The organism is Bradyrhizobium ottawaense, from assembly GCF_002278135.3.
Lineage (GTDB): Bacteria > Pseudomonadota > Alphaproteobacteria > Rhizobiales > Xanthobacteraceae > Bradyrhizobium > Bradyrhizobium ottawaense.
The window spans coordinates 7,957,266-7,979,399 of record NZ_CP029425.2 but is presented as its reverse complement, the minus strand read 5'-3'; the positions used below and the strand labels follow the sequence as shown (position 1 = coordinate 7,979,399).

General features: G+C 65.1%; 22 protein-coding genes. 17 read left to right on the top strand and 5 right to left on the bottom strand.

All coding sequences use genetic code 11. The features are described from left to right. The first annotated feature begins 19 nt into the window (after window positions 1-19). The 11 genes from CIT37_RS37295 to CIT37_RS37245 all read left to right on the top strand — a co-directional run bounded on the left by CIT37_RS37295 (window position 20) and on the right by CIT37_RS37245 (window position 11,306). Window positions 20-925, top strand: a complete 906-nt coding sequence (locus tag CIT37_RS37295) for an ABC transporter permease (protein WP_095426896.1) — start codon at window positions 20-22, stop codon at window positions 923-925. Window positions 926-927: 2 nt separating this feature from the next. Beyond that, window positions 928-1,989 carry an ABC transporter ATP-binding protein gene (locus tag CIT37_RS37290; protein WP_161966272.1) on the top strand — a complete coding sequence of 354 codons (1,062 nt, stop codon included), beginning with the start codon at window positions 928-930 and terminating at the stop codon, window positions 1,987-1,989. Then, window positions 1,986-2,183 carry a hypothetical protein gene (locus tag CIT37_RS37285; protein WP_095426866.1) on the top strand — a complete coding sequence of 66 codons (198 nt, stop codon included), beginning with the start codon at window positions 1,986-1,988 and terminating at the stop codon, window positions 2,181-2,183. The genes CIT37_RS37290 and CIT37_RS37285 overlap by 4 nt, the downstream gene beginning before the upstream one ends. Then, complete coding sequence (locus CIT37_RS37280) at window positions 2,180-3,595, top strand: amidase (RefSeq protein ID WP_095426867.1); 1,416 nt, start codon at window positions 2,180-2,182, stop codon at window positions 3,593-3,595. The genes CIT37_RS37285 and CIT37_RS37280 overlap by 4 nt, the downstream gene beginning before the upstream one ends. Beyond that, complete coding sequence (locus CIT37_RS37275; RefSeq protein WP_028140659.1) at window positions 3,592-4,569, top strand: ABC transporter ATP-binding protein; 978 nt, start codon at window positions 3,592-3,594, stop codon at window positions 4,567-4,569. Before CIT37_RS37280 ends, CIT37_RS37275 begins: the two co-directional genes overlap by 4 nt. 218 nt (window positions 4,570-4,787) lie before the next feature. Then, entirely contained in the window at window positions 4,788-5,057 is a 270-nt protein-coding gene (locus tag CIT37_RS37270; protein ID WP_028140658.1) for a GlsB/YeaQ/YmgE family stress response membrane protein, read from the top strand. A 261-nt stretch (window positions 5,058-5,318) separates the two neighbouring features. After that, window positions 5,319-7,067: a type I secretion system permease/ATPase gene (locus CIT37_RS37265; protein ID WP_095426868.1), complete on the top strand. Its 1,749-nt coding sequence runs from the start codon at window positions 5,319-5,321 to the stop codon at window positions 7,065-7,067. Window positions 7,068-7,077: 10 nt separating this feature from the next. Beyond that, on the top strand, window positions 7,078-8,412 hold the full coding sequence (locus CIT37_RS37260) for an HlyD family type I secretion periplasmic adaptor subunit (protein ID WP_028140656.1): 1,335 nt from the start codon (window positions 7,078-7,080) through the stop codon (window positions 8,410-8,412). Between the two features lie 281 nt (window positions 8,413-8,693). Then, window positions 8,694-10,163, top strand: coding sequence for an AMP nucleosidase (locus tag CIT37_RS37255; RefSeq protein WP_095426869.1), 1,470 nt, complete (start codon window positions 8,694-8,696; stop codon window positions 10,161-10,163). A gap of 120 nt (window positions 10,164-10,283) precedes the next feature. Further along, window positions 10,284-10,898 (top strand): tetratricopeptide repeat protein, encoded by a 615-nt coding sequence (locus tag CIT37_RS37250; protein ID WP_028140654.1) that lies wholly within the window; start codon window positions 10,284-10,286, stop codon window positions 10,896-10,898. Window positions 10,899-11,030: 132 nt separating this feature from the next. Next, the gene (locus CIT37_RS37245) at window positions 11,031-11,306 is read left to right on the top strand and encodes a DUF1488 family protein (RefSeq protein ID WP_020508771.1); all 276 of its coding nucleotides are present in this window, start codon (window positions 11,031-11,033) and stop codon (window positions 11,304-11,306) included. A gap of 163 nt (window positions 11,307-11,469) precedes the next feature. Here the strand turns inward: CIT37_RS37245 and CIT37_RS37240 are convergent, their stop codons facing one another. Continuing rightward, the gene (locus CIT37_RS37240; protein ID WP_028140652.1) at window positions 11,470-11,952 is read right to left on the bottom strand and encodes a CinA family protein; all 483 of its coding nucleotides are present in this window, start codon (window positions 11,950-11,952) and stop codon (window positions 11,470-11,472) included. Window positions 11,953-12,096: 144 nt separating this feature from the next. Here CIT37_RS37240 and CIT37_RS37235 point away from each other — a divergent pair, with 144 nt between their 5' ends. Genes CIT37_RS37235 through CIT37_RS37225 form a run of 3 tightly spaced genes read left to right on the top strand, consistent with a single transcriptional unit; the run spans window position 12,097 to window position 14,703 of the window. Continuing rightward, the gene (locus CIT37_RS37235; RefSeq protein WP_038948826.1) at window positions 12,097-13,155 is read left to right on the top strand and encodes an amidohydrolase family protein; all 1,059 of its coding nucleotides are present in this window, start codon (window positions 12,097-12,099) and stop codon (window positions 13,153-13,155) included. 25 nt (window positions 13,156-13,180) lie between these two features. Then, entirely contained in the window at window positions 13,181-14,290 is a 1,110-nt protein-coding gene (locus CIT37_RS37230; protein WP_028140650.1) for an amidohydrolase family protein, read from the top strand. Continuing rightward, the gene (locus CIT37_RS37225; RefSeq protein ID WP_028140649.1) at window positions 14,290-14,703 is read left to right on the top strand and encodes a Rieske (2Fe-2S) protein; all 414 of its coding nucleotides are present in this window, start codon (window positions 14,290-14,292) and stop codon (window positions 14,701-14,703) included. Before CIT37_RS37230 ends, CIT37_RS37225 begins: the two co-directional genes overlap by 1 nt. Window positions 14,704-14,815: 112 nt before the next feature. Here CIT37_RS37225 and CIT37_RS37220 read toward each other — a convergent pair whose 3' ends face one another. Together CIT37_RS37220 and CIT37_RS37215 are read right to left on the bottom strand one after the other, a co-directional pair. Next, window positions 14,816-16,147 carry an MFS transporter gene (locus CIT37_RS37220; protein WP_095426870.1) on the bottom strand — a complete coding sequence of 444 codons (1,332 nt, stop codon included), beginning with the start codon at window positions 16,145-16,147 and terminating at the stop codon, window positions 14,816-14,818. Window positions 16,148-16,289: 142 nt separating this feature from the next. Beyond that, entirely contained in the window at window positions 16,290-17,189 is a 900-nt protein-coding gene (locus CIT37_RS37215) for a transcriptional regulator GcvA (RefSeq protein WP_095426871.1), read from the bottom strand. A gap of 110 nt (window positions 17,190-17,299) precedes the next feature. Here CIT37_RS37215 and CIT37_RS37210 point away from each other — a divergent pair, with 110 nt between their 5' ends. Then, the gene (locus CIT37_RS37210; RefSeq protein WP_095426872.1) at window positions 17,300-17,503 is read left to right on the top strand and encodes a DUF1127 domain-containing protein; all 204 of its coding nucleotides are present in this window, start codon (window positions 17,300-17,302) and stop codon (window positions 17,501-17,503) included. Between the two features lie 68 nt (window positions 17,504-17,571). Further along, on the top strand, window positions 17,572-18,195 hold the full coding sequence (locus CIT37_RS37205; RefSeq protein ID WP_038948824.1) for a GNAT family N-acetyltransferase: 624 nt from the start codon (window positions 17,572-17,574) through the stop codon (window positions 18,193-18,195). Window positions 18,196-18,424: 229 nt separating this feature from the next. Here the strand turns inward: CIT37_RS37205 and CIT37_RS37200 are convergent, their stop codons facing one another. Next, entirely contained in the window at window positions 18,425-19,255 is an 831-nt protein-coding gene (locus CIT37_RS37200) for an enoyl-CoA hydratase (protein WP_028140644.1), read from the bottom strand. A gap of 141 nt (window positions 19,256-19,396) precedes the next feature. Continuing rightward, the gene (locus CIT37_RS37195) at window positions 19,397-20,098 is read right to left on the bottom strand and encodes an SDR family oxidoreductase (RefSeq protein WP_038948823.1); all 702 of its coding nucleotides are present in this window, start codon (window positions 20,096-20,098) and stop codon (window positions 19,397-19,399) included. Window positions 20,099-20,329: 231 nt separating this feature from the next. On the opposite strand from CIT37_RS37195, the gene CIT37_RS37190 reads away from it, so the two are divergent. Further along, window positions 20,330-22,114, top strand: coding sequence for an acyl-CoA dehydrogenase family protein (locus CIT37_RS37190; RefSeq protein ID WP_038948822.1), 1,785 nt, complete (start codon window positions 20,330-20,332; stop codon window positions 22,112-22,114). The last annotated feature ends 20 nt before the right edge of the window (window positions 22,115-22,134 follow it).

The window sequence follows — 22,134 nt, the reverse complement described above, 5'->3', positions numbered from 1 at the left end:
GACGATGGAAATTGCGGCGATGAGCGAGCTTCCGTTGTCCGCCGCCACCGCCGATGCCGCGCTGCAGGCCGCCCCCGCCACCAAGGCGCGCGGCTATTGGGCGACCGTCGGCCGCCGCATCCGGCGCGACAAGGTCAGCATGGCCTGCGCGCTGGTGCTGCTGCTGATCTTCCTGTCCGCGATCCTTGCGCCATGGTTGGGTCTGGAAGATCCCTACAAGGGCTCCATGATCCGCCGCCTGCGCCACATCGGCACCGTTGGCTACCCGCTCGGCACCGACGAACTCGGCCGCGACATGCTGGCACGGCTGATCTACGGCGGGCGGCTGTCGCTGGTCATCGGCATTCTGCCCGTGATCCTCGCCTTCTGCATCGGCACCTCGCTGGGCCTCGTCGCCGGCTATGTCGGCGGCAAGCTCAACACCGCGATCATGCGCACGATCGACGTGTTCTACGCCTTTCCCTCCGTGCTGCTGGCGATCGCGATCTCCGGCGCGCTGGGCGCCGGCATCCTCAATTCCATCGTGTCGTTGACGGTCGTGTTCGTGCCGCAGATCACCCGCGTCGCCGAAAGCGTCACCACCGGCGTGCGCAACATGGACTTCGTCGAGGCCGCGCGCGCCTCCGGCGCCGGGCCCTTCACCATCATGCGCGTGCACATCCTCGGCAACGTGCTCGGCGCGATCTTCGTCTATGCGACGAGCCTGATTTCGGTCTCGATGATCCTGGCGGCCGGCCTTTCTTTCCTCGGTCTCGGCACCAAGCCGCCGGAGCCGGAATGGGGGCTAATGCTCAACACCTTGCGTACCGCGATCTACGTCAATCCCTGGGTCGCCGCATTGCCGGGCGCGATGATCTTCGCCGTCTCGATCTGCTTCAACCTGCTTTCGGACGGCCTGCGGAGCGCCATGGACATCAGGAACTAGCCATGAGCGAGAGCAACACATCCGTCGAAATGCTCGAGCCGGTCGAAGACCGCGGCGGCGTCGCGCAGCCGTTGCTTCAGGTCAACGGACTGACAAAGCACTTTCCCGTTCGCGGTGGATTGTTTGCCGCGAAGCGCACCGTGCGCGCCGTCGACAACGTCTCCTTCGCCGTCGCCAAGGGCGAGACCGTCGGCATCGTCGGCGAGTCCGGCTGCGGCAAGTCCACCACCGCGCGCCTGCTGATGCATCTGATGCCGCGCGACACTGGCGACATCATCTATGACGGCATGACCGTCGGCCAGTCGCTGAGCTTGCGCGAATTGCGCCGCGGCATGCAGATGGTGTTCCAGGACTCCTATGCTTCGCTCAATCCGCGCCTGACGATCGAGGAATCGATCGCCTTTGGCCCGAAGGTGCACGGCATGGGCGATGGCGCGTCACGGGCGTTGGCGCGCGAGCTGCTCGGCAAGGTCGGCTTGCGCCCCGAAAACTTCGCCAACCGCTATCCGCACGAGATCTCCGGCGGCCAGCGCCAGCGCGTCAACATCGCGCGCGCGCTGGCGCTGTCGCCGCGGTTGGTGATTTTGGATGAAGCGGTCTCCGCGCTCGACAAATCCGTCGAGGCGCAGGTGCTCAACCTGCTCGCCGATCTCAAGCGCGAGTTCGGGCTGACCTATCTCTTCATCAGCCATGACCTCAACGTCGTCCGTTACATCTCGGACCGCGTGCTGGTGATGTATCTCGGCGAGGTCGTCGAGCTCGGCCCGGTCGACCAGGTCTGGGACAACCCTGCGCATCCCTACACGCGCGCACTCCTGGCGGCGATGCCGTCGTCGGACCCCGACAGGCGCACCGAGCAACCGCCAATCACCGGCGATCCGCCCAACCCGATTGATCCGCCCCCGGGCTGCCGCTTCCACACCCGTTGCCCGTTTGCGGAGCCGCTCTGCGCAAATGCGACACCAAAGCTCACCGCGCTGGATAATATGGGCCACGAGGCCGCGTGCTACATGGCGATACCGGGTTCAGGCCACAGCCGCGCGCCCAGGGAGAAGATCGCATGACGAGACCGACACCGAAAGAGATCAAGCCGATTTCGCTAGTTGCCGGCGTCCCCGTGGACGACGAGATCGCGACGCGCATCTCTAATTCCATCGGACCTGCCTTCGAAGGCTTCGCGGCCATCGCCGGCACGCTGCCGTTCGACCTCGAGCCCGCGCTCTATCCGACCGTGCAGACGCAGAAGGTGTCGAAATGAGCACTGAGCCTGCATTGATGACGCTCACCCAGGTCGCGCGCGCGATCGCGATGAAGCAGGTGTCCTCGCATGAGGTGACGCGCGCGCTGTTGCACCGCATTGCGCAGTGGCAGCCGCATCTCAACGCCTTCATGTCGATCGAGGCCGAGGCTGCATTGCATGCGGCGGAGGCCGCCGATTCCGATCTCGCCAAGGGCAATGTCCGTGGTCCGCTGCACGGCGTGCCGCTCGCGCACAAGGACATGTATTACGATGCCGGCCACGTCGCGACCTGCGGCTCGCTGATCCGTCGTGATTTCGTGCCGACCGTGACCTCCACGGCGTTGCAGCGGTTGAAGGACGCCGGCCAGATCAGGCTCGGCACGCTGCATCTGGCCGAATTCGCCTACGGCCCGACCGGGCACAACGCCCATTACGGCCCGGTGCGCAATCCCTGGAACGTCGCGCACATCACCGGCGGCTCGTCGTCGGGCTCCGGCTCGGCGGTCGCGGCGCGGCTGACCTATGCGGCGCTGGGCTCGGACACCGGCGGCTCCATCCGGATGCCCGCGCATTTCTGCGGCGTCACGGGGTTGAAGACCACCGTCGGTCGCGTCAGCCGGGCCGGCGCGATGCCGTTGTCGCAGTCGCTCGACACCGTCGGCCCGCTTGCCCGCACCGCCGAGGATTGCGCGCTGCTGCTGGCGCTGATGGCTGGGGCGGACCCTGCGGACTCGACCTGCAGCCACGAGCCGCTGTCGGACTATGTCGGCGCGACCAAGGGCTCGCTGAAAGGCCTCAAGATCGGCGTACCCGCCTCGTTCTATGTCGACGATCTCGACAGCGAGGTCGCGCGCGTGCTGGACGAGACCATCGCCGTGCTCAAGCGTGAGGGCGCGGACATCGTCACGGTCGAGCTGCCGGACCAGCGGCAATTGTCCTCGGCGAGCCAGCTCGTGCTCGCCGCCGAAGCTGCCGCCTTCCACAAGCGCTGGATGATCGAGCGTCCGCAGGACTATGGCCCGCAAGTCCTGATGCGACTGCAGAACGGTCTCGCCGTTCCAGCCATCACATATCTGGAAGCGATGCGCTGGCGCGGCCCGGCGCTGGCCGCGCACAACGCGGCGACCTCGGACGTCGATGCCGTGATCGCGCCGGCCTCGCCGGTGCCGGCGCCGACGATCGAGGAGAGCGATGTCGGGGGCGGGCCGAACGCACCGGCCATGGTGCAGCGGCTGACGCTGTTCACCCGCCCGGTGAACTTCCTCGGCCTGCCGTCGCTCACCGTGCCCTCGGGCTTCACGAAAAGCGGCCTGCCGGTCGGCATGCAGCTGATCGGCCGCTCCTTCGACGAAGCGACCCTGCTCACCATCGGCGCGGCCTTCCAGCGCGTCACCGATTATCACGATCGATTGCCGAAACTGCCGTCATGACCAACCTCGTCGACATCTCAGGCCTCAACATCCGCTTCACCGGGGAGCGCACGGTCTACGCCGTGAACGATCTCAGTCTCTCGCTGGGCAACAGTGAGGTGTTGGGCCTGCTCGGCGAGTCCGGTTCGGGAAAGAGCGTGACCCTGCGTGCGCTGATGCGGCTGTTGCCGAAGAAGCGCACGCAGATTTCCGGCACCGTCAACGTCATGGGCCGCGACGTGCTCGCCATGAACGACGAGGAGCTGTCGTCCTTCCGCGGCCAGACCGTGTCGATGATCTTCCAGGAGCCGGCATTGGCGCTGGATCCGGTCTACACCATCGGGGCGCAGATCGCCGAAAGCGTCGTGCGCCACGAGGGCAAAAGCTACGCGGAGGGCAGGGCACGCGCACTCGAAATGCTCGAAGTCGTGCGCATTCCCTCCGCAAAACGCCGGCTCGACGCCTATCCGCACGAGATGTCCGGCGGCATGCGTCAGCGCGCCATGATCGCGCTGGCGCTGGCGTGCCGGCCAAAAATCCTGCTCGCGGATGAGCCGACCACCGCGCTCGATGCCACCGTGCAGATCCAGATCCTGCTCTTGCTGCGCGAGCTGCAGCGCGAGTTCGGCATGTCCGTCATCTTCGTCACCCACGACATCGGCGTCGCCATCGAGATCTGCGACCGTGTCGCGGTGATGTATGCCGGCCAGATCGTGGAGCAGGGCACGCTTCGCGACATCGTCCGCAGCCCGGTGCATCCCTATGCCAAGGGCCTGCTCGCCTCGACTATTCACGGCGCCAAGCGTGGCGCCCGCCTCGAAACCATTCCCGGCACGCCGCCTTCGCTGACCGAGAAACCCCACAACTGCTCCTTCGCCCCGCGCTGCGCCGTGGCGCAGCCCCGTTGCCTGGCGCAATTGCCTGCCAATGTGGCGGTCGGGCCGGGCCGGGCGGCGCGATGTGTGCTGGCGGAGCAGACGGCGGCGCTGTCATAGTATTTGAACGGCGCTGCAGCAGCGCTCCTTCCTTTGAAATTCCTCTACGGCAACACCGAGTTGTCACAGTTCACCGGCGACTGCAGGCAGAAGCCGTTCTACTTTGCATGGGGTTGTTTTCGACATTTTTGTCGAAGGCGGGTGAAGCGACTAGCATTCAGACGCCATTCATCCCGGTTCCCGTTCCATGCGGCCGTTCATGCAGAGGGACCAGATTTATGCACATTTCAAACGAAGGCCTGCTCGTCATCCTGTTCGTCGGGCTGGTGGCCGGCTGGCTCGCCGGCAAGGTGGTGCGCGGAACGGGGTTCGGGATCATCGGCGACATCGTGGTCGGCATCGCCGGTGCGCTGGTGGCGAGCTTCCTGTTTCCGAAGCTCGGCATTCGCCTCGGCACGGGCTTGGTATCCGAGATCGTCTATTCCGCCATCGGCGCGGTCATCCTGCTGCTGGTGGTACGGCTGGTGCGGGGCGGCGGCCGGTTCTAGCAGCCGCCCGGTTCGGTCGATCGGAACTAGCCGCCTCTCCAGGACCGGGGAGGGGCGGCGGCCACTGCACCAAAAAGCCGCAAAGACTGTGAAATACCGGACTTGCGTGCGGGGCCATCAGGGGTAGATGTGGGCCATCAGGGTTTTGGATGAACCCGGCTGCGTTGGACGCAGGGCGAACATGATGTTAATCCGGGGCGAGTACCCTGAATTGCTCGTGAAATCAGGGGCCTTGGCCCCCACCTGAAAGAGATCAGACTGATGGCAGCCGGTCCTGGCGTCCGCCGTTCAGAGCTCGGTGACGCCTTACGCGCTTGTCGCACGGCGTTCATCGGCGTCGGCTTGATGAGCTGCATGATCAACCTGCTCTATCTGACCGGGTCGATATTCATGCTGGAGGTTTACGACCGGGTGCTGCCGAGCCGCAGCGTCCCGACCCTGGTCGGCCTGATCATCCTCGCCAGCTTCCTCTACATGGCGCAGGGTGTGCTCGACATGATCCGCAACCGGATCCTGGGGCGGATCGGCACCGCGCTCGATGAAGCCCTCAACAAGCGCGTGTTCGACACCATCGTGCGCCTGCCGCTTCTGGTCGGCAGCCGCAACGAAGGCCTCCAGCCGCTACGCGACCTCGACAATGTCCGCTCCTTTCTCGGCGGAATGGGCCCGAGCGCATTCTTCGACCTGCCCTGGCTGCCGCTCTATCTCGCCATCTGCTTCGCCTTCCACGTCATGATCGGCGTCACCGCGCTGGTCGGCGCCATCATCCTGGTCGGGCTGACGCTGGTCACCGAGTTCATGTCCCGCCAGCCGGCGCGCGAGGCGATGGGGCTTGCCGCCCAGCGCAACGATCTCGCCCAGGCCAGCCGCCGCAACGCCGAAGTCATGGTGGCGATGGGCATGGCCGGCCGGATGAACCAGCGCTGGAGCGAGACCAACGAAAAATATCTCGCCGGCAATCAACATGCGAGCGACGTCGCCGGCGGTCTCGGCGCGGTCGCAAAGGTGCTGCGCATGATGCTGCAATCGGCCGTGCTGGCGGTCGGCGCCTATCTCGTCATCCACCAGGAGGCGACCGCCGGCATCATCATCGCCGGCTCGATCCTGTCCGCCCGCGCGCTTGCGCCGGTCGATCTCGCCATTGCGCACTGGAAATCCTTCGTCGCGGCACGCCAGAGCTGGCACCGCCTCACGCGCCTGCTGGAGCAGATGCCGGCGCAGACGATGCCGACCCAGTTGCAGGCGCCCACGAGCCGGCTCTCGGTCGAAGGCGTCGCCATGGTGCCGCCCGGCGACCAGCGCCTCATCGTGCAGGACATCACCTTCGCGCTCGCCGCGGGCAACGGCCTCGGCGTGATCGGCCCGAGCGGTTCCGGCAAATCGTCGCTCATCCGCGCGCTGGTCGGGGTCTGGCAGCCGGTGCGCGGCAAGGTGCGGCTCGACGGCGCGGCGCTCGACCAATGGTCGTCCGACATGCTTGGCCGGCACATCGGCTATCTGCCGCAGGACGTCGAATTGTTCGGCGGCACCATCGCCCAGAACATCAGCCGGTTCGATCCCGAGGCGACGTCCGAGGGCATCATCGCGGCTGCGAAAGAAGCCGGCGTGCACGAGATGATCATCAAGATGCGCGAGGGCTACAACACGCAAGTCGGCGAGCAGGGCACGGCGCTTTCCGCCGGCCAGGCGCAGCGCGTGGCGCTGGCGCGCGCGCTCTATGGCAACCCCTTCCTGATCGTGCTCGACGAGCCCAACTCCAATCTCGACACCGAAGGCGACGAGGCGCTGACCCGCGCCGTCCGCGCCGCTCGCGAGCGCGGCGCCATCGTGGTCGTAGTGGCGCACCGCCCGATCGGCGTCGAGGCGGTCGACCAGGTCCTGGTGCTGCGTGATGGCCGCATGCAGGCGTTCGGCCCCAAGGAGCAGGTGCTCGCCCAGGTGCTGCAGCCGCGCGTGACGCCGCCGGCCCCGATCAAGATCGTCAGCGAAGGTGGAGTGGCCAAACCATGAGCACAAAGCCATGAGCACGATGGCCATCGGCGGCCCGAAGCCTGCCGCGAACAAGACCGTACGCGAATCCATCAAGTTTCACCTGATCCTCGGCTTCGTGATCGTGCTGGTGCTTGTCGTCGGTCTCGGCGGCTGGGCCTCGACCGTGCTGATCTCGGGCGCGCTGATCGCGCCGGGCCAGATCGTGGTCGAATCCAACGTCAAGAAGGTGCAGCATCCGACCGGCGGCGTGGTCGGCGAGGTGCGCGCCCGCGACGGCGACCTGGTCAAGGCCGGCGATATCGTGGTGCGGCTCGACGATACCGTCACCAAGGCCAACCTTGCCATCGTCACCAAGAATCTCGACGCCGCGCAGGCGCGTGCGGCGCGCCTGCAGGCCGAGCAGCGCGGGGTCGACAGGATCGAATTTCCGCAGGCCCTGATCGAGCGCGCTGGGGATCCCGACGTCAAGCTGCTGCTCTCCGCCGAAACCAAGCTGTTCGACGTCCGCGTCAACGGCCGCACCGGACAGAAGGCTCAGCTGCGCGAGCGCATCACGCAGCTCAACGAGGAGATCGCGGGGCTCAGCGCCCAGGAGAAGGCCAAGGATCAGGAGATCGCGCTGGTGCAGAACGAGCTCACCGGCGTGCGCGAGCTTTACGACAAGCGTCTGGTGCAGATCTCGCGTCTGACCCAGCTCGAACGCGACTCGGCCCGTCTCAACGGCGAACGCGCGCAGTACATCGCTTCGCGCGCCCAGGCCAAGGGCAAGATCACGGAGACCGAGCTCCAGATCATCCAGGTCGACAAGGACGTGGTGAGCGAGGTCTCCAAGGATCTGCGCGAGACCAACGACAAGATCGGCGAGCTGATCGAGCGCAAGGTTGCCGCCGAAGACCAGCTTCGCCGCATCGACATCCGCGCGCCGCAGGACGGCATGGTGCTGCAATCCACGGTGCACACGGTCGGCGGCGTCATCACCGCCGGCGACGCTCTCATGCTGATCGTGCCGCAGGCCGACGATCTCCAGGTCGAGGCAAAGGTCAATCCGGTCGACATCGACAAGCTGCAGATCGGCCAGAAGACGCTGTTGCGCCTCTCCGCCTTCAATCAGCGCACCACGCCGGAGCTCAACGGCCTCGTCAGCCGCGTCTCGCCCGACGTCACCACCGACCAGCGCACCGGCCAGAGCTACTACACCATCCGCGTCTCGATGCCGGCCGCAGAGATCGCCCGTCTCGGCGACGTCAAGATGATTCCCGGCATGCCCGTGGAAGCCTTCGTCCAGACCGGCGACCGCACCATGCTGTCCTATCTGATGAAGCCGCTGCACGACCAGCTGATGCGGGCGTTCCGGGAGAAGTGACGGGCGAAAGCGCGTCGTGATCTCGTAGGGTGGGTTAGCGCAGCGTAACCCACCGCTTCTCTATCCGCGGAAGCAGAAGTGGCGGGTTACGCTGCGCTAACCCACCCTACGGCACCGTGTTTCTCGCTGTCGGTCTCGTCGGGTGGGCAAAGGCGCGATGCGCGGTGCCCACCGTCTCTTACACGACGGGCATATTGGTGGGCACGCTCCGCTTTGCCCACCCTACGGCACTGACTTCTTTGCTATAGTTCGACTCAAGCCCATCAACTCGGCGGTCGACCATGCAATCCCCATCCTCCATCGCCACCGAATCCTTCTCCGACGCCACACTCGCGGTCGCGCGGCTCGAAGAAATCTACGAGCGCAACACAAAATTCCTGCGCGACCGGTTCGAGGCCTATGTCGGCGGCGAAGCGATCACGACGCGGGTGCGAGCCTATTATCCCTTCGTCCGCCTCACCACCGCGACGCATGCGCGGCTGGATTCCCGTCTCGCCTACGGCTTCGTCGCCGGGCCCGGCGTCCATGAAACCAGCGTGACGCGTCCGGATCTGTTCCGGAGCTACCTTATCGAGCAGATCGGCCTCTTGATCCAGAATCACGGCGTGCCCGTCGAGATCGGCGAGTCTGCCGAGCCGATCCCGATCCACTTCGCCTATCGCCGCGACATCAACATCGAAGCTGCGATCACGACGAGCGAGAACTCCTCTGTCGCGCGATCGCTGCGCGACGCGTTCGACGTGCCCGATCTCGCCACCATGGACGATTCGATTGCCGACGGCACCTTCGAGCTTCAGCCGGGCGCACCCGAGCCGCTGTCGCTGTTCCGTGCCGCCCGTGTCGATTACTCGCTGCGCCGGCTCTATCACTACACCGGCACCGACCCCGAGCATTTCCAGAATTTTGTCATTTTCACCAACTACCAGTTCTATGTCGACGCCTTCGCGCAGCTCTGTCAGCAGCGGCTCCAGTCGAGTGAGGCTGGCCTTGAAGCCTTCGTCGCGCCGGGCAACGTCATCACGCGCAGCGCCGGCGCAATCAGCGGCGTTGCGCCGGCGCGCATGCCACAGATGCCGGCCTTCCACCTGGTCGCATCAGGCTATCGCGGCATCACGCTGATCAACATCGGTACCGGTCCCTCCAACGCGCGCAACGTCACCGACCATGTCGCGGTGCTGCGCCCGCATGCCTGGCTGATGCTCGGCCATTGCGCGGGCCTGCGCAACACGCAGCGCCTCGGCGATTACGTGCTCGCGCACGGCTATGTGCGCGAAGACCACGTGCTCGATCGCGAGCTGCCGTTGTGGGTGCCGATCCCCGCGCTGGCCGAGATGCAGGTCGCGCTCGAGGAGGCGGTCGAGGACGTCACGGGGCTCGAAGGTTTCGAGCTCAAGCGCCTGATGCGCACTGGAACCGTCGCGAGCGTCGACAACCGCAATTGGGAGATCTCCGGGCCTGAGGTGATCCGGCGTATGTCGCAGTCGCGCGCGGTCGCGCTCGACATGGAATCGGCCGCGATCGCCGCCAACGGCTATCGCTTCCGCGTTCCCTACGGCACGCTGCTCTGCGTCTCCGACAAGCCGCTGCACGGCGAGATCAAGCTCGCCGGCATGGCCAGCGAATTCTACCGCCGCCGCGTCGGCCAGCATCTCGAGATCGGCCTGAAGGCGCTGGAGCGGCTCAAGCAACAGGAATCGGAGCGGCTGCATTCGCGAAAGCTGCGCAGCTTTGCCGAGGTGGCCTTCCAGTAAAGGACACCGGAACTGTCGTACGCATGCTGACGCCTCCGTGAGCGCAGCGTCCCGGAATATTGCCGCCGAGGCAGGGTTATCAATTGGTCCGGGGCCGCTTGAAACACTGAGGAGGCAGACATGATCGCAGCGATGATCAGGCGCTTCGTGTTGGGTACGTTCGCGGCAGCCCTATTGTGCTCGCCGGCCTTTGCCGCGGGCGGAGGCGGGGGTGGAGGAGGCGGGGGCAGCGCCAGCTCCACGGATCCGTACGCGGGCGCCTATTCGGATCAGAAACCGCAGCCGACCTATCCGAAGCGTCCGGGCGCCAAGGCAACCCAGAAAGGCAAGAAGCCGAACAATCAGTCCGGCATCGGCGATCCCGCATTCGCGGCGGGCTACCGCGTGGCCTATGACACGATCTACGAGCGCAACGACTATGCGGCCGCGATCGCGCAATTGAAGTCGCTCGGCCATGACGACCATCCGAACGTCGCCAACCTCATCGGCTACTCCTATCGCAAGCTCGGCGACTACGAGCAGTCGCAGGTCTGGTATGAGCGCGCATTGAAGGCGGATCCGAACCACGTGCTGACGTGGCAATATTACGGGCTGTGGCAGCTCGAGCGGGGTAATCGCGAGCAGGCGCTCTATCATTTGAGCCGGATTGCCTCCATCTGCGGGACCGGTTGTGAGGAGTATCGGTCGCTGGCCGCGGCGCTCGACAGGCCGACCGGCACGGCGCTCGTCTACTGAAGCTGGAGAGCAGCCGGTTCGTCGAGCCGCTGCTGATGGGCGTCGGATGACCGCCACGTCCTTCGGCGCGGATAGTGACAAGGCGTCAGATTTTCAGCATTGTCCCGTTCGGGGGCGCGACGGGACAATTGGATGCCGCTGACGCGCGACAAGATCATTGGCCATGACCTCGAACGGCTGGCCTTTCGCTTCACCATGCTGAGCGGCGACGAGGTCGTGCAGTGCCAGATCAGCGACGCCGCCATGGACGAGCTCGCGGGCATGCAGGGCACCGAAAGCAGCGCACGGCAGGCGCAGTTCCTGTCGTTGCGTGAGACCATCGAGCGGATCGCGTCAGATCTCTACGACGAAGCACCGCGATTCCAGGGATATGTGGTCCGGATCTTCATGCGGCATTTGGGGCGGTGAGCTCTCGCCTCACTCTCCGCTGTCATGCCCCGCGAAGGCGGGGCATCCAGTACGCCGCGGCCCATCGATTCAATCATAACCGTCTCGGAGTACTGGATCGCCCGGTCGAGCCGGGCGATGACAGCAATGTGGTGGTGAGGCTGCCCCGACTCACTCGCGCAGCTCACCCCTCCAGCTTCCTCAACAACAGCTTCAGCGCCGTCGCAGCAAACATCTGCATGTTGCCGAACCGGTCGTTGCTGCCGGTCTCCAGCGTCATCACCTCTGACACAGGCCCCGCAACCGCCATGCAGCTATGGCCGGCGGCGTCGCCGTAGCGGTTGCCGGTTGGGCCGGCTGCTCCGGTCTCGGACAGGCCCCAGTCGCTGTTGAAGCGCGTTCGCATCTGCTCGGCCAGCAGTTGCGCGTAGGGCTGCGACGAGGAACGAAAGCCCTTCATTCCTTCGTCCGAAATATCCATCAGCACGCGCCTGGCATCGCGGGTGTAGACCACCGCGCCGCCGAGGAAATAGGCGGACGCGCCGGGCACCGCGAGCAGGCTGGCCGCGATCAGGCCGCCGGTTGAGGATTCTGCCACGGCGATGGTCTGTTTGCGCGCGATCAGCTTCGCTGCGACCTGTTCCGCAATGCTGACGAGCTCTTTCATCCCTAACCCCTTATCTCTTCGCAACCGAGCTCAGCCTTCCTAGCATATGACAGGACGCTTGGCTGAGTTGCGGGCGACGGGCAGGCCTGCTTGAATGGCGGGTACAAGAAGAGACATGCGAGGAAACGTGAGAAGGGAGACGTCATGGCGTCCCTGATCGCCGGCGGGGTGGATTGCGACGTGCATCCGGCCGTGCCGCATCTGACCAGCCTGCTGCCCCATCTGAACGACTATTGGCGCGATCAGGTGACGACGCGCGGCATGGTCGACCTCATCTCGCAATCCTATCCGCCGAGTTCGCCGATTACGGCGCGGCCCGACTGGCGCCCCGAGAGCGGCAAGCCGGGCGAGAGCCTCGACGACATGCAGCGCCATGTGCTCGATCCGTTTCAGCTCAGCTACGCCATCTGCAATCCGCTCTACGGCGTGCAGATGGTGTTTTCGGAAGATTTGCAGGCCGCCTTCTGCCGCGCGCTGAACGACTGGCTGGCGAAGGAGTGGCTCGATCGCGACAAGAGGCTGCGCGGCTCGATCGTGATCCCGACGCAAAGCGTCGAGAAGGCCGTGGCAGAAATCGAGCGCTGCGCGCACGATAAGCGCTTCGTCCAGGTCCTGATGCTTGTGATGGGCGACACGCCGCTCGGCAAGCGCGCGCTGTGGCCGATCTATGAAGCCGCGGAACGGCTGGAACTCCCGGTCGGCATTCACGCGGGTTCCGCCTATCACAATCCACCGACCGCAGTGGGATGGGGTTCCTATCACATCGAGGACTATGTCGGGCAGGCCCAGGCGTTCCAGACCCAGCTCACCAGCCTGATCGTCGAGGGCGTGTTCGCCAAATATCCGCGCCTGAAAATGGTGATGCTGGAATCCGGCGTCTCCTGGATCTCTCCCTATCTCTGGCGCCTGCACAAGTTCTGGCGCGGGGTGCGGATGGAGACGCCGTGGGTTGATCGCGCGCCGCTGGATATTGTGCGCAGCAACATCCGCTTCTCCTTACAGCCATTTGATGCGCCGCCAGACGAGGCGACATTAATTCGCCTGTTTGATCATATGCAGTCCGACGAATTGGTCCTATTCTCCACGGACTATCCGCACTGGCAGTTCGAGGGCCAGGACGCGCTGCCCGAAGGTCTCACCCCCGATCTCGTGCGCAAGATCATGATCGAAAATCCACATGCGACCTATCCCCGCCTGACGTGAGCCCGCTGCCAAAGGAGGCAAGGCGATGAATATCCAATTCCGCGAGAGCCAAGAAGCCGCTTCCCCACTGACCGTCAAAACCGCGATCGCGGACTGCGACATCCATCCGGCACGCGCCACCCGCACCGAGCTTTATCCCTATCTCGCCAAACGCTGGCAGCATCATCTCGAAGTCTACGGCGTCCATGCCTATCAGGGCATGATGGAAGGCCCGCCCTATCCGAAGGCCCAGCCCAACGCCTCGCGCCGCGATGCCTATCCGCCTGAAGGCGGCCCGCAGGGCTCCTCGCTGTCCTTCATGCAGAAGCAACTGCTCGATCCCAACAACGTGCAGCTGGGTGTGCTCAATCCGCTCAACACCGGGCAGGGCATCCGCAATCACGAACTCTCGGCCGCTTTGTGTTCGGCGATCAACGACTGGCAGATCGACAAATGGACCAGCAAGGACAAGCGGCTGAAAGCCTCGATCGTCGTCGGCAATGAGGACGGGCTGTCGGCCGCCGCCGAAATCCGCGAGCGCGCCGGCGACAAGAACTTCGTGCAGGTGCTGCTGCTCAGCCGCAATGTCGAGCCGCTCGGCCAGCGCCGTTACTGGCCGATCTACCAGGCCGCGGAGGAAGCCGGCCTTCCCGTCGGCGTCCACGCCTTCGGCTTCGGCGGCAATCCGATCACGCCGTCGGGCTGGCCGTCCTATTACATCGAGGAGATGGTGGGTCACTCGCAATGCCAGCAATCGGCGCTAGCGAGTCTTGTTTTGGAAGGCGTGTTCGAGCGCTTCCCGAAACTGAAGATGGTGATGATCGAGGCCGGCTTCGGCTGGGCGCCGTCGCTGGCCTGGCGGCTCGACAAGACCTGGCAGCGCCTGCGCAGCGAGGTGCCGCATGTGAAGCGGCCGCCGTCGGAGTATATTCGCGAGCAGGTGTGGTGGACGACGCAGCCGATGGAGGATCCTGAAAGCCGCGAGGATCTGTTCGACGTCATCAACTGGATCGGCTGGGATCGCCTGTTGTTTGCGACCGACTATCCGCATTGGGATTACGACGAGCCGTCGCGCGTGTTGCCGGCGGGTGTCAGCGAGGCCAATCGCGAGGCGTTCTACCTCGGCAATGCGCGCGCGCTGTACGGGATTGGTTGATGGCGCGGCATGTGATCGCGCCGGTCGACGAACTGCCGCCGGGGACGCGAAAATTTCTGGAGATCGACGGGCGGCCGATCGCGGTCTTCAACATCAAGGGTGAATATTTCGGTCTGATGAACCGTTGCCCGCATCAGGGCGCGGCGCTGTGCGAGGGCCCGCTGATCGGTCTCGCGCAGTCGAAGGAGCCCGGCGAGATCGAGTATACAAAACTCGGCGAGATCATCCGCTGCCCCTGGCACGGCTGGGAGTTCGACATCCGCACCGGTCAGTCCTATTGCGATCCCCGCCGCTTCCGCGTGAAGGCCTACCCGGCCCATGTCGAGCCGGGTGCGAGCGTCGTGAAGGGGCCGTATGTCGCGGAGACGATCCCGGTGAAGGTCGAGAGCGATTACGTGGTGGTGGAGTTGTAGCCAGTTGGTCATTCCGGGGCAGCCCGAAGGGCTGAGCCCGGAATCCATCGTGCGACGGGAATGAGCGAAATGGATTCCGGGCTCGCCTCTTCGAGGCGCCCCGGAATGACGGTTAGTGCCCCGCAACCGGCTCCGGCACCGCATCATAAGTCGGCACGGCCTTGCCGCCGCCGCGATACACCGTCGAGGCCGCGATGATTCCAAGCAGCGCAGCGAGCATCAGCCAGAAGCCGGGCGAGGCCTTGTCGCCGGTATGCTCGATCAGCAAGGTCGAGGCGAACGGCGTGAAGGTGCCGAACAGGGCGGCGGCGAGCGCGAAGGCGAGCGAGAAGCAGGTGGTGCGCACATCCGCCGGCACGATCTCGACCAGCGCGCCGAGCATAGTGCCGCTGTAGACGCCGAAATAGAACGAGAACATCATCTCGACGGCGAGCAGCTTGCCGAAGCTCGGCGCCGCCACCAGCCAGTGCAGCGCAGGATAGGCCGTGACGAGCGACAGGCCGGCGATGGTGAGCAGCACGGACTTGCGGCCGATGCGGTCGGAGAGCGCGCCGCCGACCGGGTTCCAGAAGAAGTTGGTGACAGCGACGAGCAGCGTGACCAGCAGCGCGTCCTGCGTCGACAGCTTCAGCACGGTCTTGCCGAAGGTCGGCGTGTAGACGGTGACGAAGTAGAACGTCGTCGTGGTCAGGATCGCGATCATCATGCCGAGGATGACGATGCGCCAGTTGGCGAGCGCGGAGGCGAACACCTCGCTGGCCGTCGGATGCTTCTTCATGGCGAGGAAGGCCGGCGTCTCCTCCAGCGTCCGCCGCAGGACAAAGATCAGGGGAATGATCAAGCAGCCGACGAAGAAGGGAATGCGCCAGCCCCAGGCGGCAACGGTGTCGGCCGGCATCACCTCCGAGAGGATGTAACCGAGGATCGAGGCAACGAAGATCGCGACCTGCTGGCTCGACGACTGGAACGAGGTGTAGAAGCCGCGATTGCCCGGCGTGGAGATCTCCGAGAGATAGACCGACACGCCGCCGAGCTCGACGCCGGCGGAGAAGCCCTGCAGCAAACGTCCGATCAGCACGATGATGGGCGCGGCGATGCCGATGGTCGCATAGCTCGGGCAGAATGCGATGACGACGGTGCCGAAGGCCATGATGGCGAGGGTGACGATCAGGCCCTGGCGGCGGCCGATGCGGTCGATGTAAGCGCCGAGCACGATCGCGCCGACCGGCCGCATCAAGGCGCCGAGCCAGAACACGCCGAAGGTGTTGAGCAGCGATGCGGTTTCATCAGAGGACGGGAAGAACGCCTTGCCGATCGCGGCCGCATAGAAGCCGAACAGGAAGAAGTCGAACTGTTCGAGAAAATTGCCTGACGTGGCGCGCAGGATGGCGCCGATGCGCGATTTGATCGCGGGTGGATTGGTCGATGCGGCTGGTCCAGCCATGGCGTTGCTCCCCTTGGAAAGGTCTGGCCGGACCGGGAAATCATTTCACGGCAAGGCGACAGAGACTGCGACAATCTGCCACGCCTCTTCCCGCGCGAGGCGGGCCGAGTCAATCCGTTTTTGGGAGGAAGCTGATGATTTCTCAGGCTTTATTTTGCGTCGCAGCGAGCATCCATTGACGGAATGCGGTCAGCTTCGGCGCTTCGCGGCGGCCCTCGGGCGCGACCAGGTAGAAGCCGGCGTCGGCCGGCAGCGCGATCTTGAAGGGGACCACGAGGCGGCCCTTGGCGATGTCGTCCTGGACGTAGGAGGTCCGTCCCATCGCCACGCCGATGCCATCGATCGCGGCCTGGATGGTCATGAAGATCATGTCGAAGGTGATGCCGGGGTGCCTCGCGATGTCGGCCGGCAGGCCCGCCGCGGTCAGCCAAAGCCGCCAATCGTCGCTGTTGGCGCTCGAGGTGTGCAGCAGCGGATGGTTTCCCAGGTCTTCGGGCCGGCGCAGTGGCTTGTCGCCACGCAATAGCGACGGACTGCACACCGGAAACAGCTCATCCGCCATCAGCCAGTCGGCGCGCAGGCCCGGCCATTGGCCGCGGCCGTAGCGGATGGCGGCATCGACATTGTCGCGCTGGAAGTCGACGAAGCTGGTCGAGGTGGTGATACGAACGTCGATGCCGGGATGCTGCTCCTGGAAATCCGTTAGCCGCGGCAACAGCCATTTTGCGGCGAGCGAGGCCAGCGTCGAGACCGTCAGCACCTTGTCGTCGTCCTTGCGCAGCAACCGGTCGGTCGCAAGCCGGAGGTCGTTGAAGGCAGCGCGGACGCCCGGCAGGTAGTCCCGCGCCTCCGGCGTCAGGGCCAGCGCACGGTTCTGCCGGATGAACAGGCGGATGCCGAGATCCTCCTCGAGCCTGCGGATCTGATGGCTGATCGCGGTCTGCGTCACGTTCAGCTCGCTTGCCGCCAGCGTGAAGCTGAGATGGCGCGCGGCGGCTTCGAACGCCCGCAATCCGTTCAGGGACGGCAATCTGGCAGTCATTTGGCAGCAGGATACATGACGCTATTTCATGCGAAAAGGTACAAATTGTCGTTTGTCGCACTGCACTAGGAAGCCGATATTAGCGGTGAGGTTAGCTCCAGGAGCTTAAAATGTCTACCTTGACCCACAATTTGATGACAAATCATCATGCGTCCGGCTTGATCCAGCAGATCGGCGAGACCCTTCACGTCTGGCACGAGCGCTATCGCAACAGGCGCGAGCTCACCCAATGGACCGCGCGTGATCTTCAGGACGTCGGACTGTCCTGGACCGACATTGCCTACGAGGCTGACAAACCCTTCTGGCGGGCCTGATTGGCCGCGAGGCCGGCGCCGCCTGACTGTGGGGGCGCCGGCGGTCCCTTTTGTGAAGGGCTCGTATCATGAGCACTCTCCGCCTCGAAGACCTCAAGCAATATTCGGACACGCTGCGCACTCGCGATGGCACGGCGCTCAACGTCCGTTTCGTCGAGCCGCGCGACACCGACGAGCTGCAGCACTATTTCCGCTCGCTCTCGACCCGCTCCCGCTACAATCGTTTCTTCGGCGCCATCAGTGAGCTTCCGAAAGGGCTGCTGCATGACTTCCTTCAGGTCGGCGAGCGCGAACGTTTCTCCGTGGTTGCGACCATGATGGTCGACGGCTTCGAGACCATCGTCGCCGAGGCGCGCTATGCGCTGCACGCCGAAACCGCGACGCTCGAATTCGGCCTGTCGGTCCATGATCGCTGGCAGGGCCACGGCATCGCCACCGCGCTGATGAAGAATCTCGAATGCCGCGCGGCTGCGCTCGGCGCCGAGCACATGTTCGGCGACACGCTGCGCTCCAACGAGACCATGGTCTCGCTCGCGCGCAAATCCGGTTTCGCCTTCGTCAATCATCCCGATGACTGGAAGCTGGTGCGCTTCGGCAAGGAGATCGCGGTCGCGCCGAAAGACATTCCCTGCGCAAGCTGGCGCCTCGCCGCCCTTTCCCGTCAGGCCGAAAGCCCCTCAGCCTCGGTTTGACACCACTGCAAGCCCGGCTCTGGGTGAACCAGGGCCGGGCTTTTTTTTGCCCGGTTGCGGTCCGGGCGAAGACTCTCTCCACATCGTCATTCCGGGGAGCGCGTAGCGCGAACCCGGAATCCATTTCACGACGTGTCTTGCGGCCAGATGGATTCCGGGCTCGATGCTGCGCATCGCCCCGGAATGACAGCCGGTTACCCGCCTCGACCGCCTGTTGCAAAGCGAGTGCCTATTTTCCCGTGAACACTGCCTTACGCTTCTCGATGAAGGCCTGCACGGCCTCCTTGTGATCCGCGGTCGTGGTCAGGCGCACCAGCCGTTCGGCTTCGTGGTCGCGCGCGGTTTCGAAGTCGAACAGCACGGCTTCGTCGAGATTGTCCTTCATGTAGCGCAGCGCCAGGCGCGGGCCTTCGGCGAGCGACTTGGCCAGCGCGAAGGCTTCGGCTTGCAGCCTGTCATCGGGCACGACGCGGTTGACGAGGCCGATCGCTTCGGCCCGCACCGCATCGACGCGATCGCCGGTGAACATCAGCTCGCGCGCCCGCGCGGTGCCGACGAGACGGGTGAGCAGCCAGGCGATGCCGTAATCGCCGGAGAGCGCAATGCGGGCATAGCCGGTGGCGACGAAGGCCGATTGCGCGGCGATGCGGATGTCGCAGGCCATCGCGATGGCAAGCCCGGCGCCGACCGCGGGGCCGGGGAGGGCAGCGATGGTCGGCTTGCGCACCGACACCAGCGCGCCGGTGAGCAGCCGCTGCCGCTCCTGCAGATCGGCGACCTTGTCGTCGAACGACATTTCGAGCTTCCTCGGGTCGCGATGCGCGCCCATGCCCTTGACGTTGCCGCCGGCGCAGAACGCTTCGCCGGCGCCGGTGAGCAAGAGCGCGCCGACATCGGGATTCTCGCCGCAGGTCCGGATCATCGTGCGCAGCGCCGGCGTCAGCGTGTCCGACAGCGAATTGCGCGCCTCCGGCCGGTTCAGCGTGATCACCGCGACGCGGTCGCGGATGACGCAGAGGAGTTCATTGGTGCCGGTGTCGATGACGGTTTCGGTGGTCATGATTCCCTGCCTTTGTAGGGTGGGTTAGCCCTGCAGATGCGCGACGCGCATCTGCTCGGCGTAACCCACCAACTTACTCTCCTCGTCGACGGACCTTGGTGGGTTACGCCTTCGGCTAACCCACCCTACGGCATCTCGTCCTCAAAACTTCTCCACCCAGGGCCGCAGCTCGAGCTCCCAGCTCCAGGCGCTGCGCGGCTGCTGCAACACGTTCCAATAGCTCTGCGCGATCGCGTCGGGATCGAGCATCGAATCCGGCTTGTCTTCGGCTTCCGTCCGCGCCGCGCTGCGGATGCCGCCGTCGATCACAAAATGCGCGACATGAATGCCTTGCGGCGACAATTCGCGCGCCAGGCTCTGCGCGAGGCCGCGCAGCGCGAACTTGCCCATCGCGAAGGAGGCCGACTGCGCATATCCCTTGACGCTGGCCGAGGCGCCGGTGAACAGGATCGCGCCGTGCTTGTTCGGCAGCATGCGTTTTGCCGCCTGCTGCGCCACCAGGAAGCCGCCATAGGCGCTGATCGCGATCGCCTGCGCCACATCGGCCGGAACGAGATCGACGAACGGCCCGCGGGTGCGGCCGCTGGCGTTGTAGACGACGAGGTCGGGCGTGCCGATCTCGCGCTCGACGAGGCCGAACAGGCGCTCCACCTCGTCGGGCTCGGTCGCGTTGCAGGCATAGGCCTTGGCGCCGGTCTCGCTGCAGAGCGCGCCCAGCTTCTCGATCTTGCGCGCGGCGAGCGCGACGCGAACGCCTTGCGCAGCCAGCAAGCGCGCCAGCGAAGCGCTCAGGCCTTCGCCGGCGCCGACGATAAGGGCGATCTTGTATTTCGGATGTTCCATGGTGTGGTCTCTCGGAAGCAGGAAGCTCCTGATCTATGCATGGCTTTTGCGAACAGCCAGCCGTCGCGATCACAATTCCGCAGAGCGAATTGCTCCTTCACGGTGATCATGCCTCCCTGACGATTTGCGGCTTTATCGCACCCCGCGACTGGAGCATGATCGACATCATCCCAAGCGGCAAGCGCTAAAGTGGCGCGGAATGTCCGCAAGGCGGAAACGAAGAGGACGATCATGCATAAGCCGGCCCCAGCGCAGCCAAGGAATGTCGCGGCCGAGCAGTCCGGTCTGCTGGCGCCCGACACCACAGGCATGAACTTCTACCGCGCCGATCCCGCGCTGACCGACCTGCTGCGTATCCATCTGCCGGAAAATCTGTTCCGCCATATCGAGCCGCATCTCGATCGCCTCGGCGAACTCGCCGGAGGCCGCCTCGACGACTGCGCGCGGCTTGCCGACCGTCATACGCCGGTGCTGCACCAGCGCGACAAGTTCGGCCGCGACGTGCAGTGGATCGAATATCACCCGGCTTATCGCGAACTGGAGAACGCGGCGTTCGGCGAGTTCGGCATCCACGCGCTCTCGATCCGCAAGGGCATCATGGGCTGGCCGGACAAATATCCTGTCGTCGCCAAGCACGCCTTCACGTTTCTTTTCAACCAGACCGAATTCGGCATGGGGTGCCCGATCAACGTCACCGATGGCTGCGCCAAGCTGCTGGCAAATTTCGGCAGCGAGGCGCTGAAGGCGAAATATCTGGACGGCCTGACCCAGACCGACATGAGCAGGTTGACGCAAGGCGGCCAGTTCATGACCGAGAAGGAGGGCGGCTCCGACGTCGGCACGCTGACCACGCGCGCCGTGCAGGAGGGCGACCATTGGCGCCTCACTGGCGAAAAATGGTTCTGCTCGAATGCCGACGCTGAGGTCGTGATGCTGCTGGCGCGCCCCGAGGGCGCTGGCCCCGGCACGCGCGGCGTCGGCCTGTTCCTGATGCCGCGCTTCCTCGACGACGGCGCGCAGAACCACTACCGGATCGTGCGTCTCAAGGACAAGCTCGGCACCCGCTCGATGGCCTCCGGCGAGATCAAGCTCGAAGGCGCCATCGCCTACGCGGTCGGCAAGCTCGACCGCGGCTTCGTGCAGATGGCCGAGATGGTGAATTCGTCGCGGCTCTCCAACGGCGTCAAATCCACCGCGCTGATGCGCCGCGCCTATCATGATGCGATGACGGTCGCGACAAACCGCGTCGTGTTCGGCCAGCGCATCATCGACCTGCCGCTCGGCCGGCGCCAGATGCTGAAGATCATGCTGCCGGTCGAGCAGGCGCTGTCGATGAGCTTCCTGACTGCGGACGCGCTCGACCGCGCCGAGGCCGGCAGCCAGGATGCGGCGGCATTGTTGCGGATCCTGACGCCGACCCTGAAATTCCGCGCCACGCGCGATGCGCGAAAGGTCTGCGGCGATGCGCTCGAGATGCGCGGCGGCATCGGCTACATCGAGGAATTCGCGACGCCGCGCCTGCTGCGCGATGCGCATCTCGGCTCGGTCTGGGAAGGCACCGGCAATATCGTCGCGATCGATGCGCTCAGGCGCGCAGTCGGCCGGCATGGTGCGGAATCCGCGCTCGCGGCCGATCTGCATGCGCGGCTCGACGACAGCGCTTCCGTGCCGCAGGCCTGGCGCGACAAGCTGCGCGGCTTCGTCGATCGTGCCGTCGGCTTCGCGCGCGAGGTTGCGGCGACATCCGAGAACGAGGCCGATGCGCGTCGTGCGACGAGCCTGCTCTATCATGTCGCCAGCGCCGTCGCTCTCGCCTGGGAGGCACATCGCATCCACGAGATGCGCGGCGATGCGCGCCGGCTGCTGTTGTCGCGGCTGGTGATCGACCATCGGGTGGCACCGAGCGATCCGTTCCGGCTCACGGAAAATGCCACGCAGGCCAGGATCGCCGCGCTGCTGCTTGGCGACAGCTCAGCCGGCATGAGCGAGGTTGGCGAACTGGTTCTGGCAGCGTAGGCTGCACGCCACGATCAAAC